The 16884-nt window shown below is 70.2% G+C and carries 17 protein-coding genes; 9 read left to right on the forward strand and 8 right to left on the reverse strand.

Annotated features, from left to right (window positions below; translation table 11 throughout):
• Positions 1-21: 21 nt before the first annotated feature.
• The 6 genes from OG758_RS42515 to OG758_RS42540 all read left to right on the forward strand — a co-directional run bounded on the left by OG758_RS42515 (position 22) and on the right by OG758_RS42540 (position 6411).
• Positions 22-1230 (forward strand): MFS transporter, encoded by a 1209-nt coding sequence (locus tag OG758_RS42515; protein ID WP_326714765.1) that lies wholly within the window; start codon positions 22-24, stop codon positions 1228-1230.
• A 126-nt stretch (positions 1231-1356) separates the two neighbouring features.
• Positions 1357-2475 (forward strand): MFS transporter, encoded by a 1119-nt coding sequence (locus tag OG758_RS42520; RefSeq protein ID WP_326714766.1) that lies wholly within the window; start codon positions 1357-1359, stop codon positions 2473-2475.
• Positions 2472-4772, forward strand: coding sequence for a molybdopterin oxidoreductase family protein (locus OG758_RS42525; RefSeq protein WP_326714767.1), 2301 nt, complete (start codon positions 2472-2474; stop codon positions 4770-4772). The genes OG758_RS42520 and OG758_RS42525 overlap by 4 nt, the downstream gene beginning before the upstream one ends.
• 9 nt (positions 4773-4781) lie before the next feature.
• Complete coding sequence (locus OG758_RS42530) at positions 4782-5384, forward strand: 4Fe-4S dicluster domain-containing protein (RefSeq protein ID WP_326714768.1); 603 nt, start codon at positions 4782-4784, stop codon at positions 5382-5384.
• Positions 5381-6037 carry a QcrA and Rieske domain-containing protein gene (locus OG758_RS42535; RefSeq protein WP_326714769.1) on the forward strand — a complete coding sequence of 219 codons (657 nt, stop codon included), beginning with the start codon at positions 5381-5383 and terminating at the stop codon, positions 6035-6037. Before OG758_RS42530 ends, OG758_RS42535 begins: the two co-directional genes overlap by 4 nt.
• Positions 6034-6411: a hypothetical protein gene (locus OG758_RS42540; RefSeq protein ID WP_326714770.1), complete on the forward strand. Its 378-nt coding sequence runs from the start codon at positions 6034-6036 to the stop codon at positions 6409-6411. The genes OG758_RS42535 and OG758_RS42540 overlap by 4 nt, the downstream gene beginning before the upstream one ends.
• Positions 6412-6566: 155 nt before the next feature.
• On the opposite strand, the gene OG758_RS42545 is transcribed toward OG758_RS42540, so the two are convergent.
• The 3 genes from OG758_RS42545 to OG758_RS42555 form a co-directional block, all read right to left on the reverse strand.
• Complete coding sequence (locus tag OG758_RS42545) at positions 6567-7211, reverse strand: response regulator transcription factor (protein WP_326714771.1); 645 nt, start codon at positions 7209-7211, stop codon at positions 6567-6569.
• Between the two features lie 112 nt (positions 7212-7323).
• Positions 7324-8697 carry a sensor histidine kinase gene (locus OG758_RS42550; RefSeq protein ID WP_326714772.1) on the reverse strand — a complete coding sequence of 458 codons (1374 nt, stop codon included), beginning with the start codon at positions 8695-8697 and terminating at the stop codon, positions 7324-7326.
• Between the two features lie 383 nt (positions 8698-9080).
• Positions 9081-9965 (reverse strand): aminoglycoside phosphotransferase family protein, encoded by an 885-nt coding sequence (locus OG758_RS42555; protein WP_326714773.1) that lies wholly within the window; start codon positions 9963-9965, stop codon positions 9081-9083.
• Positions 9966-10423: 458 nt separating this feature from the next.
• Here OG758_RS42555 and OG758_RS42560 point away from each other — a divergent pair, with 458 nt between their 5' ends.
• Entirely contained in the window at positions 10424-10777 is a 354-nt protein-coding gene (locus tag OG758_RS42560; RefSeq protein WP_266571702.1) for a VOC family protein, read from the forward strand.
• Here OG758_RS42560 and OG758_RS42565 read toward each other — a convergent pair.
• The 5 genes from OG758_RS42565 to OG758_RS42585 form a co-directional block, all read right to left on the reverse strand.
• Positions 10774-11190: a cytidine deaminase gene (locus OG758_RS42565; RefSeq protein ID WP_326714774.1), complete on the reverse strand. Its 417-nt coding sequence runs from the start codon at positions 11188-11190 to the stop codon at positions 10774-10776. The genes OG758_RS42560 and OG758_RS42565 overlap by 4 nt on opposite strands.
• A 128-nt stretch (positions 11191-11318) precedes the next feature.
• The gene (gene tnpA, locus OG758_RS42570) at positions 11319-11645 is read right to left on the reverse strand and encodes an IS200/IS605 family transposase (protein ID WP_442810388.1); all 327 of its coding nucleotides are present in this window, start codon (positions 11643-11645) and stop codon (positions 11319-11321) included.
• Between the two features lie 109 nt (positions 11646-11754).
• Positions 11755-12252 (reverse strand): hypothetical protein, encoded by a 498-nt coding sequence (locus tag OG758_RS42575; RefSeq protein WP_326714775.1) that lies wholly within the window; start codon positions 12250-12252, stop codon positions 11755-11757.
• A gap of 166 nt (positions 12253-12418) precedes the next feature.
• Positions 12419-13843, reverse strand: a complete 1425-nt coding sequence (locus OG758_RS42580) for a HAMP domain-containing sensor histidine kinase (RefSeq protein WP_326714776.1) — start codon at positions 13841-13843, stop codon at positions 12419-12421.
• Positions 13840-14517, reverse strand: coding sequence for a response regulator transcription factor (locus OG758_RS42585; protein WP_266571697.1), 678 nt, complete (start codon positions 14515-14517; stop codon positions 13840-13842). The genes OG758_RS42580 and OG758_RS42585 overlap by 4 nt, the downstream gene beginning before the upstream one ends.
• 64 nt (positions 14518-14581) lie before the next feature.
• On the opposite strand from OG758_RS42585, the gene OG758_RS42590 reads away from it, so the two are divergent.
• A complete protein-coding gene (locus OG758_RS42590; RefSeq protein WP_326714777.1) occupies positions 14582-15733 on the forward strand; it encodes a UDP-N-acetylglucosamine--N-acetylmuramyl-(pentapeptide) pyrophosphoryl-undecaprenol N-acetylglucosamine transferase in 1152 nt (383 codons plus the stop codon).
• Complete coding sequence (locus OG758_RS42595; RefSeq protein ID WP_326714778.1) at positions 15730-16752, forward strand: GDP-mannose 4,6-dehydratase; 1023 nt, start codon at positions 15730-15732, stop codon at positions 16750-16752. The genes OG758_RS42590 and OG758_RS42595 overlap by 4 nt, the downstream gene beginning before the upstream one ends.
• The last annotated feature ends 132 nt before the right edge of the window (positions 16753-16884 follow it).

A 16884-nucleotide genomic window follows, 5' to 3' on the forward strand; every position in this document is an offset into this window, starting at 1 on the left:
GGGCCTTCCTAGCATCGGCATGTGGAACACCTTGCACCGGAGCAGACGACCACCCGGCCGCCCGCCGCGGCCTACCGCAACCTGGCCGTGGCCACCGTTGGCTTCACCCTCACCTTCTGGGCCTGGGCCCTGATCGCTCCCCTCGGCAGCGACTTCAAGGAGCGTCTGAACCTGAGCTCGTTCAGCCAGTCGCTCCTCGTCGCGGTGCCCGTCATCGTGGGTTCCCTCGGCCGCGTACCCGTCGGCGCGCTCACGGACCTCTACGGCGCCAAGCGGATGTTCCCGCTGGTCTCCGCCCTGACGATCATCCCGGTGCTCCTGGTCATCCCCGCCAGGGACTCCTTCGTCGCCATGCTCGGCGTCGGCTTCCTCCTCGGTGTCGGCGGCACGACGTTCGCCATCGGCATCCCGCTCGTGAACTCGTGGTTCCCGCCCGCCCACCGGGGGTTCGCGCTCGGTATCTTCGGTATGGGCATGGGCGGTGTCGCCCTGTCCGGCTACTTCACACCGCGCATCGCCAAGCACGGTGAGAACCTGCCGTTCATCGTGGTCGCCGTCGCGCTGGCCGCGTTCGCGCTGCTCGCGCTGGTCCTCATCACCGACCGCCCCGACCGGCCGGTCCCCACCAGTCCGCTCGCCACCCGGCTCGGGCAGGCGGGACGTCTGAGGGTGACGTGGGAACTGTCGTTCCTCTACGCGATCGGGTTCGGCGGCATCGTCGCGTTCGGCGTCTACCTGCCCACGTATCTCAAGACCTGGTACGAGCTCGACCCGACCGACGCGGGTACCAAGGCAGCCGGGTTCGCCCTGGTCACGGTCATCTTCCGGCCGATCGGCGGCTGGCTGTCCGACCGCATCCATCCGGCCACCGTCACCGCCTGCGCCCTCGCCGTCGTCGCGCTCTTCGCGATCGTCCAGGCCTTCGACCCGAAGCTGAACCCCGTGGGCACGATCTGCTTCCTGGTGATGGCCGCCGGGCTCGGCACGGCCAGCGGCAGCGTGTTCGCGCTCGTCTCCCAGGTCACCCCGCAACCGCAGGTCGGCTCCGTCACCGGCATCGTCGGCGCGATGGGCGGCCTCGGCGGCTTCGTGCCCCCGCTCGTCATGGGCGCGGTCTACAGCGCCGAGAACTCGTACTCCATCGGATTCATGCTGCTGTCCGACCTCGCTCTCGCCGGCTGCGTCTACGCGTACGGCCGCATGCGGAACATCGGGGCGGAGCGGCCGTAGGGCGTGTGTGTGGCCTCGTCATGGGCCGGGCGGGTGTGCCCCGTTGAGCGCGCGTCCCGTCGACACGTCACTCGCGCGCCTCCCAGAACGGGCGAAACGGGTAAATAGCTCCCTATCGTGGGCCGGGTGACTGAGCCACCCGCACCCCCCGCCGCCGCCTCGAACGCGGCCCCCACCCTGGATGCGCCACCGCCGGCCGGCGCGGCCGGCGGGCCTGGACCGCGTTCCGTCGCACGGCGGGCCACGCTCGCCGGCACCATCGTGTCCGTGCTGCTGATCCTGGCCATCGTGTTCGGCAGCCGGATGCTCCAGGACTTCGACTCGGCGCTCCTCCCGTACGCCGTCGCTACCGTGTTCCTGGCCTTCGGTGTCGCCTACCGCTACACCGTGTGGATCTCCGCCCCGGGCGCACGCCGACTGTTCAAGCAGGGCTGGCGCAGCCTGTTCTCGGCCGACAACTTCCGCAAGGCGCCCACCGCGCTGCCGGGGATGATCGCCACCTACCTCGGCTTCCAGAAGTTCCTCGGCGCCCGCTCGCACGCCCGCTGGGCCGCCCACCAGCTGATCTTCTGGGGCTGCATCCTGGCCGCCCTGATCACCTTCCCGCTGACCTGGGGGTGGTTCACGTTCACCTCCCCGTCCGGCGCGGGCCCCGGCTACGCGATGCGGATCTGGGGCATCAAGGTCATCGGCTTCGACTCGCTGAACATCCTCGGCTGGCTGATGTTCCACGGCCTGGACATCGCCGCCGTCCTGGTGATCCCCGGTGCCTCGTACTTCCTGTGGCGGCGCATGAAGGACCGCGGCGCCATGACCGGGCAGCGTTTCGCCTACGACCTGGTCCCGCTGATCGCCCTGATCGTCATCTCGGTGACGGGCCTGCTGCTCACCTTCTCGTCGATCTTCCTGCACGGCGGCGGTTACGAGTTCCTGGCGATCCTGCACATGGTGTCGGTGGTCTTCACCCTCATCTACATCCCGTTCGGGAAGTTCTTCCACATCGTGCAGCGGCCTGCCGCCGTCGGCATGCAGCTGTTCAAGTACACGGCCCGCCAGGACGAACAGCTCTTCCACTGCAAGCGCTGCGGTCAGCTGATCGACACCGCCCCGTACGTCGAGAACCTCCAGGGCACCATGCGCGACCTCAAGCTCAACTTCGACACCTGGACCGAGTACTGCCCGCGCTGCAAGCGGGTGCTGCGCGGAACCGCATACCTGAGCGACGTGAAGAGGGGCTTCAAGTGACCCGGCAGCACATCCCGCTTGACCCCTCCATCGCACCGCCCGGCACCCGCAACTTCCGCGACGCGGGCGGCATTCCAGCCGACCAGTGGCACGCCGACCAGGCCGGCGAGACCCTCGTCCCCACGCACTGCTGCTTCTGCGGTGTGCAGTGCGGGATGTATCTGCGCGTCGACAAGGCCGGCAAGGTCTTCGGCGTCGAGCCCCGCAACCACGACATCAACCGGATGCGGCTCTGCCCCAAGGGCATCAACGCCTACCAGCAGGTCAACCACCCGGACCGGCTGACCGCCCCCCTCATGCGCCGCTCCCGCGACGAACCCTTCCGCGAGGCGAGCTGGGAGGAGGCCCTCGACTTCACCGTCTCCGAGATCCGCCGCATCCAGTCCGCCCACGGCAACGACGCGTTCGGGCTGCTCGGCGGGGCGAGCCTTTTCTCCGAAAAGACGTATCTGGTCGGCAAGTTCGGGCGCGTCGCCCTCAAGACGAAGCACGTCGACTACAACGGCCGCCTGTGCATGGTCTCCGCCGCCGGCGCCAACAAGCTGTCCTTCGGCATCGACCGGGCCGGCAACCCCTTCTCCGACATCCTCCGCTCCGACTGCCTGCTCATCGCCGGGTCGAACGTGGGGGAGTGCTTCCCGGTCATGACCCAGTACGTGTGGGGCGCCCGCGACCGCGGCGCCGTCCTCATCGTCATCGACCCGCGCGAGACGTCCATCGCCCGCACGGCCGACATCCACGTCGCCCTCAAGCCGGGCACCGACTCCGCGTTCTTCAACGCCGTACTGAACGTCGTCATCCGCGAGAACCTCGTCGACGAGGAGTACGTGGCCGCCCACACCACCGGCTGGGACGAGGTCAAGGCCACCGTCGCGACGTACACCCCGGAACGGGCCGCCGAGATCTGCGGGATCCCCGCCGCACAGGTCGTCCAGGTCGCCAGGGCCTTCGCGGGCGCCAACAACGCCATGGCCTGGCACGCCCGGGGAATCGAGCACCACTCGCAGGGCGTCGAGAACTGCCTCACCGTCATCAACCTCTGCGTGGCCACCGGCAACATCGGCAAGCCCGGCGCCGGCTACGGCACCATCACCGGCCAGGGCAACGGCCAAGGCGGCCGCGAACACGGCCAGAAGTCCGACCTGCTGCCCGGCGGGCGCTCCATCCTGAACCCCGACCACCGACGGCAGATCTGCGAAATCTGGGGCATCGAGGAGTCCGAACTCCCCGCCGCCGGCACATCGATGATGGAAATGGTCTGGCAGATGCAGCGCCAGGAGATCCGCGGCCTGATCGGCATCTGCAACAACCCGTTCGTCTCCCTGCCCAACTACAAGACGGTCAAGGACGGTTACGACACCCTCGAATTCCACGCCCAGTTCGACTTCTTCCTCTCCGAGACAGCGGACAACGCCCACGTCGTCTTCCCCGTCACCACCTGGGCCGAGGACGAAGGCGTGATGGCCAATGCCGAGGCCAGGGTCGTCAAGCACAACAAGGCCCAGGAACCGCCGGAGGGCGTACGCACCGACACCTGGGTGATGTGCCAGCTCGCCCAACGCCTGGGCGTGGGCGAGAAGTTCGATTATCCCGGCTCCCGCGAGGTCTTCGACGAACTGCGCATCGCGTCGGCCGGCACGGTCATCGACTACTACGGAATCACCTACGACCGACTGGAAGAGACCGGCGGCATCGCCTGGCCGTGCCCCTCCACCGACCACCCCGGCACCCCCCGCCTCTTCGAGGACGGCAAGTCGTACCACCCGGACGGCAAGATCCACCTACAGACCGTGGAGTGGCACCCGCCGATGGACCCGTACGACGACGACCACCCCATGTCGCTCACCACCGGCCGCACCGTCGCCCACTTCCTGTCCGGCAACCAGACACGCCGGCTCGCCGGCCTCGTCGAACAGACCCCCCGCCCATGGGCGGAAGTCCACCCCTCGCACGGCTTCAAGAACGGTGACCCGGTACGCGTCGTGACACGCCGGGGCAGTGAGGTCTTCCCCGCCCTGGTCACCGAGGCGATCCGCCCCGACACCGTCTTCGTGCCCTACCACTGGCCGGTCCCCACGGCCGCCAACGCGCTCACCCTCGACGCCCTCGACCCCCGATCCAAGATTCCCGAGTACAAAGTCTGCGCCTGCCGCATCGAGCACGCCGAACAGATCGACGAGGTGCCGGCGCCCCCGACCGCACCGGGCCAGGCCGCGTACCCGGAAGCCCAGGTGTCCCGCACCGACCCCCTGCCGCCCACGGCCCCGCAGGGCCGTGGCACCGCCGAGAGGAGCTGAGGTCACCCCATGATGGGCAGAACGATCTTCATCGACCCGGGCCGGTGCATCGGCTGCCAGGCGTGCGTGTCCGCCTGCCGGGAGTGCGACTCGCACCGCGGCAAATCCATGATCCACCTCGACTACCCCGACGAAGGCCACTCCGTCGCGTCCCTTCCCACCGTGTGCATGCACTGCGAGGACCCCGTCGCCCCGTGCGCCGAGGTGTGCCCCGCCGACGCGATCCTGGTGACCGCCGACGGTGTGGTGCAGCAGGCCGACACCACCCGCTGCATCGGCTGCGCCAACTGCGTCAACGCCTGCCCCTTCGGCGTACCGAAGATCGACCTCCAGGCCAAACTGCAGATGAAGTGCAACCTCTGCTACGACCGCACCGCCTACGGTCTCGCCCCCATGTGCGCCACGGTCTGCCCCACCGGCGCGCTCTTCTACGGAACGCTCGAGGAACTCCAGGCCGAACGACCGGGCGTCCAGGTCGCGGACTCCTTCACCTTCGGCGACGTCGTCGTCAACACCGGCGTCGCGATGGTCGTCCCCGCCGACAAGGTCCAGTGGCCGGTGCCCGGAGGGCTGCCGATCGTCCAGGTCAACGGGAAGGACGTGACCCGATGAGCGTCACCCAGCAGCCCCCGGTCCCCGAACACGGCACCGACGACAACTCGGCCCAGGCGGCACTCGAGGACCGCATCTCCGCCGACTCCCTCACCACACGCCGCGACTACCTCCGTATCGTCACCACCGTCTCCGGCGGCCTCGCCGTCGGAGGCATCGCCGTCGCCGGGGGAGTGCTGCACCGGCACGGCGACACCAACGGCGCGCCGGACGCCAAGCGGATCACGGACCGGCTCGCCCCCGGCGAGTCCATCGCCTTCCGCTACCCCGGCGAGGACGACCGCGCCGTCGCCGTCCGCCTCACGGACGGCAGCCTCGTCGGCTACTCCGCCGTCTGTACACACCTGGCCTGCGGCGTACTGTGGCGCAAGGACCGCGGCAGCGAGGGCGAGTTGTACTGCCCCTGCCATGAAGGCGTCTTCGACGCCCGCACCGGCGAGGTCACCGCGGGCCCCCCACCGCGCGGCCTGCCCAAGGTACTGCTCGTGGAACAGGCCGACGGCAGCGTCTGGGCGGTCGCCACGGCCCGCTCCGGCGAAAGCCCCCAGGACGCGGTGTGCCGCGAGTTCGCCGGCCAGCCGCCTGCCGCGAGGGCCCAGCTGGGCTGCCCCGTCGCGAACGGCACCAACGGGGAGAGGAAACAGCGGACATGAGCACCGAACAGCCCGAAGGCCTCCCCCCGATGCCCAACTACACCCCCGGCAGCGCCCAGCCGCGCCTCAACCGCCCCGTCCAGGAGCGCTACCCGCAGATCCGCCCGACCAGCGGCTACGGCGACCCCCGGATCCAGCGCACGGGTCCGGGCCCCGGCGCAGGCACCGACCAGGAACCGGAACGCTCCTCGAAACTCACCGCCCGTCTCGTCCTGGCGATGACCGTCGTCATCGGCCAGCTCTGGGGCCTCAGCGTGATCGTCAACGAGTGGATGATGGGCGAGACCGGCACGGCCTGGTGGGGCGCGGGCTTCCTGTGCCTGTCCTTCCTGGTGGTCCTGGGGCTGTGGCTGCTCGACCCGAAGGACCGCTGAACTCCCGGCCAGACAGCGTCAGTTACGGCCCAACGGTCCGGCCTGAACCCCTCCGGGCCAGTGTCGACCACGGTCTACGGGTCCGGCCTGAACCCCTCCGGACCGGTGTCAACCGGCCTGCAGGTCCGCCCTGAACCCCAACGGAGCGGCGTCGCCTACGACTCCAGGTAGCGCAGTACGGCCAGCACGCGCCGGTTCGCGTCCTCCGACGCGGGCAGGGCCAGTTTGCCGAAGACGGCCGCGACGTGTTTCTCGACCGTGCCCGCCGACACCACCAGCGTCTGCGCGATCGCGGCGTTCGTCCTGCCCTCGGCCATCAGCGCCAGCACCTCGCGCTCGCGTGCCGTCAGCGACTCCAGGTCGTCTCCACGACGGCTCGCACCGGCCAACTGCGTGACCACTTCCGGGTCGAGAGCGGTGCCACCGGCGGCGACGCGGGACAGGGCGTCGGTGAACTCGGCGACGTTCGCGACCCGGTCCTTGAGCAGGTAGCCGACCCCGGCGGAGCCCGCGGCGAGCAGCCTGGTCGCGTACTTCGTCTCGATGTACTGGGAGAACAGCAGCACACCCGTGCCCGGGTGCTCGCACCGGATGCCGATCGCGGCTCGCAGGCCCTCGTCGGTGTGTGTCGGCGGCAACCGGATGTCGACGACGGTGACGTCGGGCCGGTGCTCGGCGACGGCGGTGAGAAGCGCTTCGCCGTCGGGCACGGCCGTGCACACCTCGTGACCACGCTCGGTGAGCATCTGGGCCAGCAACTCCCGCAACACGGCGGCATCTTCGGCGATCACGATGCGCATGGAGGCATGCTCTCACGGGTCCGACCGGGGGACGGCAGGCGCCGACGTGCTGCGCGCGCCCCGTCCGCGATGTCACTCACAACGTCATCCATGGCTTCCGTCACGGTGTCACTCATGCGTGGAGCGGCAGTTCCACCGTCACCGAGGTCGGCCCGCCGCTCGGGCTCGACACGTCGAGGCGCCCGTCGACCGTCCGCACTCGCTGCCGAAGGCCTGTCAGCCCGCTTCCGGCGCCGAGCGTTGCCCCGCCGCGGCCGTCGTCCGTGACCCGCAGCCGCAGCAACCCGTCCTCCTGCGCCACTCGCAACACCGCCCGGCGCGCGCCGCTGTGCTTGATGACGTTGGTGAGCAGCTCCGCCGCACAGAAGTACGCGATCGTCTCGATCGCCGGCGTCGGCCGCTGCGTCACGTCCACCGAGAGCTCCACCGGCACGGTGCTCCGCGCGGCCAGTGTCGACAGCGCGTCGGACAGGCCGTCGTCGAGGGCCGGGGGGTGGATACCGCGCGCCAGGTCACGCAGCTCGGCGAGGGCCTCGGTGGCGTTGCGGTGCGCGGTGTCCACGAGTTGCCGGACCCGATCCGGGTCCGCGACCGGTTCTCCGTCCCTGCCCAGCCGCTCCTTCGCCATGTCGAGGCACATCGCCAACGCGACCAGCCGGACCTGTGCCCCGTCGTGCAGATCGCGCTCCAGGCGGCGCAGCAGAGCCGCCGAGTCGTCGACGGCGAGAGCGCGGCTCTCCTCCAAACTCCTCACACGTTCGACGAGTTGGCCCGGGCCGAGCAGTGCCCGGATGAGCCAGCGGTCCACGGCGACGACGCCACGCGTGAACCAGGGCGCCGCCAGCAGCGTCACCGCGCCGATCGCCACCGCGACGAAGGTTCCGGCGAAACTCGTGCTGTGCGGGGCGCCACCGCCGAAGGGGATCGGCGTGATCGTCGGCATCCCCGCCTCGCCGACAGCCGGGCGCTGATGGAAGACCGCCCAGCGCAGTGGTGCGGAGAGATTGAGCAGGGCGGTCAGCCACCAGCCGACGGCGTACAGGCCGAAGGCGGCGACGGGCAGCTTCACCAGGACGTACGCCACCGAACGCCACCCCGCCGCATCGCGCAGCCGAGCGTCCAGCCGCGCGAACGCCTTACCCGTCGGCCGCAGCCGCGGCGGCGCCTCCACCCGCTCGCCCAGCAACCCCTGGGCGAACCGGCGATGCACGGCGGCGCAGCCGCGCGCGAGGCCGACCGCCGCGACGGCGAGCGCAAGCCCGAGTACGGCGCCGACGAGGGAAGCGGTGAGACCGGTGCCGAGGGCGAGCAGGACGAGCACGAGGACGGTGCCGACGACGGCCAGGGGGAAACCGATCAGGCAGTACGCGACTTCGGCCCAGGCACGAGCCGTGAACGGCGCGCGCAGGACGGCGCCCGGGGAGACCCGACGTGAGGGCTCGGCCCGCGCGCCGTCCCGCAGCCGTTCCTCGGCTGACTCGTGCATGGCTCAAGTCTCCTGCACGTAAGTACCTATGCGTGTACGTCACTGCCGTACCACTGCTGTACGTACCTGGTGTAGGCACCGGCGTACGTATCTGCCGCGGGGCGGTTTCGCGTCCCGGTGCGTCAGCAGCCAAACCTCCCGTGGCGAACGCTGCAAGTACGTATACGCACAGCAGGCGGATCGCGCCGGAGGAGTACTCGCCGGTGACCACGAGCACGCCGAGCACGCCGACGATCAGCTGGCCGAGACGATCCCGGCCAGCACGTTGTTCACCCGCGCCCACAGGGTGGAGCGCAGGCTGCGCAGTTTGATCACGCCATCCGCGCGGCGTGGGCCAATCCCCCTGGGGTCCCAGGGGAGGGGTGTCTGCTGCGGTGTGGGCTTCAGGCCTGTCCCTCCGCGCGACGGAGGAGGATCAGCGTGCGCTCGAGAAGCTTGCCCACGTTCTCAATGCCCAGTTGAAGGTTCCGCTGGTGGACGAAGACGGTGAGGTCGAGGGCGACCTGGGCGAAGCAGTAGGCCAGAACACCGGGTCCGGCCACTTGCTCGCCGGCGTCGCACAGCATCTCAAGAGCCTCGGGATTGAAGTCGTGGGCGCTCAGAAGCGTCGCGTAGTCGAAGACTCTCGTGCCGCTGCCCAGTGCCTCGATGTCGATGACGCCACTGACGCGGTCCGCGTCGAACAGGATGTTGCCGGGGCGGAAGTCGCCGTGGACCAGGTCCTCGATGGGCAGGGTGACGGGGCCGTGAGCGGCGAGAAGCCGCCTGCAGGCGTGGACGAGGTCCCGTCCGGTCGGTCCGGTCCCGGCCGTCTGCCGCCAAAGGTCCTCACCGGTCATGCGCGCGGTCACGAACTCCGACCAGCATCGCTGCGGGTCGGGGTCGAGACCGGCGTGCATCTCCAGGACGCCGATCAGCAACCGGGCCTCGCTCGCGGTCACTTGTGGTCTGGTGTGACCACGTGCGAATTCCTGGATCTGGTATCCGAAGCCGGCGGCGCTGGTGCCGACGGCGAGCCAGGCGGGGGTCGGATATCCGGCAGCGCGGATCCTGGCGACGCCAGCGGCGGCCCGTTCGATCTGGGGGGCCCAGGAGAGGTCCGGGCTCCACTTCAGTACGGCATGTCGGCCGGTGTCATCGGTGAGGAGCCAGGCCCCTGACTGGACTCCGTCGTCGAACCGCCGAAGCAGTTGGAACTGCTCGCCATGCGCGTGGTTGGCCTCACGCAGGACCGCCTGGGCGGTGCCCTTGTCACCTTCGTCAGGCATGGTGTTCCGGGGCACCTGGACCTCCTGGGTAAGCCGAATGTCGAACGTGCGCAGGGGACACTACGAGGAACGCTCCCCGGAGCGCACCTCGTTTGCCGACTGCGGATACCGGCTGCGGATACCGGCGGCCGTCCTGGATCGAACTGACAGCGCTCACTGGGATGTTGGTCCCGGCTACGGAACCCGGAGTTTACGGACCAAGAGATGATCGAGCATGCACATGACGCGCGCCGCGTGGTCGTCACGAGGGGGACTCGTCGCGCTCCAGCCGCGTCCCCTCGGCACGTTCATCCAGGGAGAAAGCGCATCATGGAGCGCCACTCGAGGGCCCTTTCCGGGGTCCTGGCCACCGTACTCGGGCTCGCACTCACCGCCTGCGGCGGAAGCGGGGACCGGAACGAGTCGGGCGGCCGCCCCACGGGCCACATTGGGGCCGCAGCCCGGGGAATACTCGATCCATGGCAAACCGGTGGGTGGGAGTGACCGTCGACTGCATCGACGTCGAACGGGTGTCAGCGTTCTGGAGCGTGCTGCTGGACCGCCCACGGGGACCGTCCGAGCCGGGCTGGGTCTATCTCGGCCATCGCGACGACCCGCAGCCGCGCCTGGTCTTCCAGCCCGTGGCCGAGCCGAGGGCCGGAAAAGTGCGCCTGCACCTGGACGTCTCGGTCGACGACATCGATCAGGGAATCGCCCAAGTCGTAGGCCTTGGCGGCCGGTTCACCGGCGAGCGGCATGACTACGACGAGGGCGTGGTCGTCGTGATGACCGACCCCGAGGGGCACGAGTTCTGTCTGTCCCAGTTCTACTAATTTTCCGCGTCGAGCTGGTGGTCGTGCCACACGTAGCTTTCGGGGAGCAGATCGGCGACGGGGACGGTCCGGAGGCGGTCGCCCGCACCGACGATGACCTTGAGGTCCGGGAAGTAGTCGAGGAGGACCTGGCGGCACCGGCCGCACGGGGGGACGACTCCGCGGTCGCGGTCGCCCACGGCGACGATCGTGTCCAGCGCGTAGGCGCCCTGGCCGGCTGCCGCGCCGATGACGACCAGCTCGGCGCAGGGGCCTCCGGTGAAGTGGTAGGCGTTCACCGCGGTGACGATCCGGCCGTCCTGGGCGCGGGCCGCGGCCGCCATGGTGTGGTTGTCGCCCCGGCAGCGCGTGCGCGCGACATGGGCCGCGGCCTCGATGAGTTCGTGGTCGACGTGCTCGGTCTGCGTGGTCAATTTCCCTGCCTTCGTGAGGTCTTGGCCCGTGGTGCGGTCAGTCGGCCGGCACCATCGGTGGTCAGGTGCGCCATCATGCCGTGTGCCGCGATGCGTCGCGGCGACTGTCGGGCGGAGCCGGACAGTGCTCACCTGCGCCGGCTCCGTTGCTCGATGTACTGCTTGACCCCGGACAGGAGCGCGCCGCCGACGATGCCGGCGAAGTAGGAACCGGACCAGAGCTTGTTGGCTCGCCAGTAGTGCCGGGTCAGGTCGTCGAGTTCCTGGCGCACCCGCCGGGAGGAGACGCCCTTGAGGGAGTTGACGAGTTTCGTCACGGCGGTTTTGGGCGGGAAGTTCACGAGGAGGTGGATGTGGTCGGCCTCGCCGTTGACCTCCAACGGCTCGCACTCGAAGTCTGTGCAGACGCCTTGCGTGATCTCCTCCATCGGGCGCAGATGGACATCGTCGAACACCTTGTGCCGGAAGCCTTCTGGTGACGGCGACTGACGCCGCGCAAAAAGCTGGCCGCGAGCAGGAGGCCGCGGCAGACTCGGTGCCGAACGGCCTCAAGGCTTCGCGTGGTCAGTCGGACACGATGTGGAGGATTGCCGTGCCGTCCTTGCCGGTCGTCGCCTGGATCACCACCGCGTCGGGCTGGGGGCTCGGTCGGGTGGCGGCGTCCAGGCCACCGCAGGAGTTGCCTCCGCCGTTGCTGCGGAGGACCGTGATGCAACCTTGGCCCGGTCCGGTGGCGCCACCATTGGACCGGCCATTGCCCGACTTCACCGTGTACTGCACCTTGTTCGGGCCGACTTCGGTGACGGACAGGGTCGCCGGACCGGCCGGGCCCTTGAAACGGAACGTCACCGGGCCGGTTACCGCGATCTCGCAGTTGCCGTCCGCGCAGGCGCGGACATCACGCCCGTCCGCCGCCGACACGGACGGCTGCGCGGAGGAGGGCGGCGCCGGTGTGGGTTTCGAGGTCTGACGGCTGGGTGAAGACGTGTCGTCGGCGTTGTCTGTACTGCCGCAGCCACCCACCGCCACGGCGACCATCGCGGCGAACGCGATGCCCGCCACGCGCCGATGATGCGAACGCCCGGCCCGCAGCCTCCCTGCCGATGCCGTCGCGGCCATGATGTTCCCCGTGTTCCTGCCTGCCTGCGTTCGGTGGACGGCAGCCAGTCTTCCCCATTGCCACGGTCGTCGCGCGCCACGCCGCGCCGCCCGGGGCGGATACCCGTCCTCACTCGAACGTCAGCCTGAACAACGCCCCGCCCCCCTGCGCCTGTTTCGCCGTCAGTTCGGCTCCGTGGGCCCGGGCGATCTGGCGGGCCATGGCCAGGCCGAGGCCCGAACCGGGCAGGGCGCGGGCGGTTTCCGCGCGGTAGAAGCGGTCGAAGACATACGGCAGGTCCTCCGTGGTGATCCCGGGGCCGTGGTCGCGGACCGTCAGTTCGAGACGCTCGCCCGACCCCGACCCCGACCCCGACCGCGCGTGCCGGGACGCGGTGAGTTCCACCTCCACCGGGAGCCCTTCCGGGCTGAACTTAGCCGCGTTGTCCAGCAAGTTCGTCAGTAGCCTGGTCAGTCGGGCGGGAACCCCCGGCTGTACGGTCTCGGCGGCATCCGGGGCAATGTGAAGGGTGAAGGGGGTGCTGGGCCAGTGTGCGCGGGCGGCCGTCACCGCGTGTTCGGCCAGCGCGGCGAGCCGTACTTCTTCGAGGAGTGGCGTGGGCTCCTCGTCCCTGGCCAGTTCGATCAAGTCGTTCACCAGGCCCGTCACTTCGCGCAGCTGGCGTGCCAGCGCGCCCGCAGCCCGGTCGCGCTGCGCGTCGGTCAACCGGTGTGCGCGGACGAGGAGTTCCGCGTTCGTGCGCAGTGCGGTGAGCGGTGTGCGCAGCTCGTGCGAGGCGTCCGCGACCAGGCGGCGCTGTGCCGTCACGGACTGCTCCAGTTCGCCCAGCATCGTGTTGAAGCTGGCGGCGAGGCGGGTCACTTCGTCCTGACGGCCCGGTGGGCCCGGCGGCAGTTCGATGCGGTGGCGCGGGTCGCGGGTCGACGCGATGCGTTCGGCGGTCGCGGTCAGTCTGGCCACCGGCGCGAGTCCGGTCCTGGACACCCAGTAGCCGAGCCCGGCCGCCAGCAGAACGCCCGCCGCCCCGATCGCGGCCAGCAGCCCGGCGGCCTGGCGCACCCCCTTCTCGACGCTGTCCGAACGAAGGGCGACCTGAAGGGCCTTGTCGTCGCCGAGGCGGGTCGTCAGCATCCGCATGGGCTTGCCGGAGAGCGTGATGTTGCTGAAGTAGGGGACGCGATCGCCCGTGGCCACCTCGCGGACCGGCGCCGAGACGGGCAGGAGATAGGGGGCGGCAGGGTCCTCGGCCGGCAGGGCCGGCACGATCTGCGCGCACGCCGGCGCCGACAGGTAGCGGCACTCTCCCGCCACGACCTGCGGTCCCCCGTCCCGGTTCTCCTGGATCACCCGCGTCGCCGACTGCGTCAGATTCAGGTCGAGCTGGTGGAACATCTCGTACCGGATCACGAAGAACGCCGCCGTGCACACGCCGACCGCGACCAGCGCCACCGCCGCCGAGGCCGCCACGGCGAGGCGTGTGCGCAGCGGCCGTCGCCGTCGCCAGCGACGTCCGAGCCGGCGGACGCCGCTCATGCCACGTCCAGCCGGTAGCCGATGCCGTGGACCGTGTGGACGAGGCGCGGTTCGCCGCCGGCCTCCAGCTTCCGGCGCAGGTAACCGACGTATACGGCAAGGGAGTTGGACTCGGGGCCGAAGTCGCGCCCCCATACGAGTTCCAGGATGAGCTCGCGCGGCAGGACCTGCCCGGGATGGCGCATCAGCAGTTCGAGAAGTGCCGCTTCGGTGCGGCTGAACTCCAGGGGGCGGCCGGCTCGCCGACCTGTACGGGTATCAGGGTCGAGGACCAGGTCCGCGTACTCCAGTCCGCCCTCCGTAGGGGTCGGTGCCGCCCGCCGTAGCAGCGCCCTTACCCGCGCCACCAGTTCGTCGAGCGCGAACGGCTTCACCAGGTAGTCGTCGGCGCCCGCGTCCAGGCCGTCGACGCGCTCGCTCACCGAGTCGAGCGCAGTGAGGACGAGTACGGGCGTACGGTCGCCCATCGCCCGCAGCTGGCGGCACACCCCGAGCCCGTCCAGGACCGGCATCATCACGTCGAGGACGAGCGCGTCGGGCTGCCAGGACGAGACCGCCGAGAGCGCTTCGAGGCCGTCGCGCGCGCCGCGCACCTCGTATCCCTCGACGGCCAGTCCGTCCTCGACGGCCGCCCGCACTTCCGGCTCGTCATCGACTACGAGGATCTTGGTCATGCCGTAAAGAGTGCCAAACGGGACTCTTAGAACCCTCTTAGACCGCTCCACGAGTGTGGCCGCCATGCGCACACCACTCTCCGTCGTGATCGGTGCGGGCGGCACCGGCGGCCACATCTACCCCGGGCTCGCGCTCGCCGAAGCGCTGCGCCGGGCCGACCCGGACGCGGTGATCTCCTTCGTCGGCACCGAGCGGGGCCTGGAGACCAAACTGATCCCGGGCGCCGGATTCCGCCTGCACACCGTCGACATGATCCCCTTCGACCCGGCCCTCGGGGCCAAGCGCTACCTGCTGCCCGCGGCCCTGATCCGCTCCGGGGCCCAGTGCCGCGGCATTCTGCGCGCCCAAAATGCCCGGGTGGCCGTCGGCATGGGCGGCTATCCGAGCGCCCCCGTCATCGTCGGCGCACGCATGGCCGGACTGCCCAGCGTGATCCACGAGTCCAACGCGGTGCCGGGCCGCGCCAACCAGTTCGCCGCACGGCTCACGCCGCACATCACCGTCGCCTTCGACCGCAGCCGCGCCCACCTGGCCGGCGGCAAGGACGCCGAAACCGTCGGCATGCCCATCGCCGCACAGCTCGCGACCCTCGACCGGAACGCCCTGCGCGCCGAGGCGCGGCACGCCTTCGGGATACCCGACGGCGCGCGGGTCGTGCTGTTCAACGGCGGCAGCCTCGGCGCGGCGCGGCTCACGGAGGCGGCCCTCGGGCTCGCCGCGCGCTGGCGGCACCGTCCCGACGTCCATCTGCTGATCAAGACCGGGCCCGCGGCGCTCGACGAGACCCGGCGGCGGCTCGGGGACTCGCCGGTCGCGCAGGCCGTGCCCTACCTCGACCGCATGGACCTGGCGTACGCCGTCGCCGACCTGGTCGTCTGCCGGGCCGGCTCGGCGACCGTCGCCGAACTCGCCACCACCAAAGTGCCCGCCGTCCTCGTGCCGTACCCGCACGCCCCCGGCGACCACCAGACGCACAACGCCCGCGTCCTGTCCGACGCGGGCGCCGCACACCTCGTACCCGACGGCGAAACGACCGCCGAGCGGCTCGCGGCCCTCGTCGAGCCGCTGCTCGCCGACCCGTCCCGGCTCGCCGCGATGGGCCGCGCCGCGGACCCCGGAAACCACTCTCGCGCAGCCGACCTGCTCGCCGCCAAGGTCATCAGTCTCGCCAAGACCCCCAACTCACCCGTCCACGCAATGGAGTTCACCTCATGACCGACCACAACCACCGGAACAACCGCACCGACTGGAACAACCGCACCGTCCTCGTCACCGGCGCCGAGGGATTCATCGGCTCGACACTCGTCGACATGCTGGTGGAACGAGGGGCGAATGTCCGCGCGATGGTGCACTACAAGCCGTACGCGGAGAAGGGCTATCTGGCGCGCTACCTGAGCGACCCGCACAGTCCCGTCGAGATGATCGCGGGCGACGTGCGCGACGCGGGCCGCGTGATGGACACCGTGGCCGGGTGCGACACCGTGTTCCACCTGGCCGCGCTCATCGGCATCCCGTACAGCTACGACTCGCCCGGCGCCTATGTCCAGACGAACGTCGTCGGCACCGAGAACATCGCCGAGGCCTGCCGCCGCCACTCCGTCCGCCGCCTGCTGCACACCTCCACCAGCGAGGTGTACGGGACCGCGCTGACCGCACCCATCAGCGAGACCCACCCGCTCCAGCCGCAGTCCCCGTACTCCGCCTCCAAGATCGGCGCGGACATGATGGCGCTGTCGCACTGGCACGCCTTCGAACTGCCGGTGACGGTGGTACGGCCGTTCAACACCTACGGTCCGCGGCAGTCCGCGCGCGCCGTGATACCGACGATCCTGTCCCAACTGCACGCGGGCGCAACGGAGATCAGGCTCGGCTCGCTCACCCCGACCCGCGACTTCACCTATGTCACCGACACCGCCGCCGGGTTCCTGGCGCTCGCGGACTGCGACCGGGCGCTCGGCGAGTCCGTCAACCTCGGCACCGGGCGGGAGATCTCCATCGGGGACCTGGCGACCGCGCTGATCGCCGCGTCGGGGCGTGACGCGAAGGTGGTCGTGGACCCGGCACGCCTGCGGCCGTCCGGCAGCGAGGTGGAGCGGCTGCTCTCCGACAACGCGAGGGCGCGCGAGTGGGCGGGGTGGCAGCCTGAGGTGTCCCTGGAGGACGGGCTGAAGCGGACGTCGCAGTGGGTGGCTGAGAACATCGCGCTGTTCGCGACGGACCGGTACCAGGTCTGAGTCAGGGGGCCGGTACCCAGGTCTGAGTCAGGGGTGGGGTGCGGTGTGTCAGGTGGCTGGGGGGAGGGCCGGTCCGTGGCCGGTCCTCGGGTATCCGGCCGCGTGAGGCGCGCAAGGCCGTGATCCCTTGCG

The sequence above is a fragment of the Streptomyces sp. NBC_01474 genome, assembly GCF_035918215.1.
Classification (GTDB): Bacteria; Actinomycetota; Actinomycetes; order Streptomycetales; family Streptomycetaceae; genus Streptomyces; species Streptomyces aureus.

Bases quoted from the DNA above. Each gene is read 5' to 3' on its own strand.
- OG758_RS42550 (WP_326714772.1), bottom strand. From the start codon at position 8,697: ATGCACGAGTCAGCCGAGGAACGGCTGCGGGACGGCGCGCGGGCCGAG.
- OG758_RS42580 (WP_326714776.1), bottom strand. From the start codon at position 13,843: ATGAGCGGCGTCCGCCGGCTCGGACGTCGCTGGCGACGGCGACGGCCG.
- OG758_RS42545 (WP_326714771.1), bottom strand. From the start codon at position 7,211: ATGCGCATCGTGATCGCCGAAGATGCCGCCGTGTTGCGGGAGTTGCTG.
- OG758_RS42555 (WP_326714773.1), bottom strand. From the start codon at position 9,965: ATGCCTGACGAAGGTGACAAGGGCACCGCCCAGGCGGTCCTGCGTGAG.
- OG758_RS42585 (WP_266571697.1), bottom strand. From the start codon at position 14,517: ATGACCAAGATCCTCGTAGTCGATGACGAGCCGGAAGTGCGGGCGGCC.
- OG758_RS42590 (WP_326714777.1), top strand. From the start codon at position 14,582: ATGCGCACACCACTCTCCGTCGTGATCGGTGCGGGCGGCACCGGCGGC.
- OG758_RS42540 (WP_326714770.1), top strand. From the start codon at position 6,034: ATGAGCACCGAACAGCCCGAAGGCCTCCCCCCGATGCCCAACTACACC.
- OG758_RS42535 (WP_326714769.1), top strand. From the start codon at position 5,381: ATGAGCGTCACCCAGCAGCCCCCGGTCCCCGAACACGGCACCGACGAC.
- OG758_RS42530 (WP_326714768.1), top strand. From the start codon at position 4,782: ATGATGGGCAGAACGATCTTCATCGACCCGGGCCGGTGCATCGGCTGC.
- OG758_RS42595 (WP_326714778.1), top strand. From the start codon at position 15,730: ATGACCGACCACAACCACCGGAACAACCGCACCGACTGGAACAACCGC.
- OG758_RS42560 (WP_266571702.1), top strand. From the start codon at position 10,424: ATGGCAAACCGGTGGGTGGGAGTGACCGTCGACTGCATCGACGTCGAA.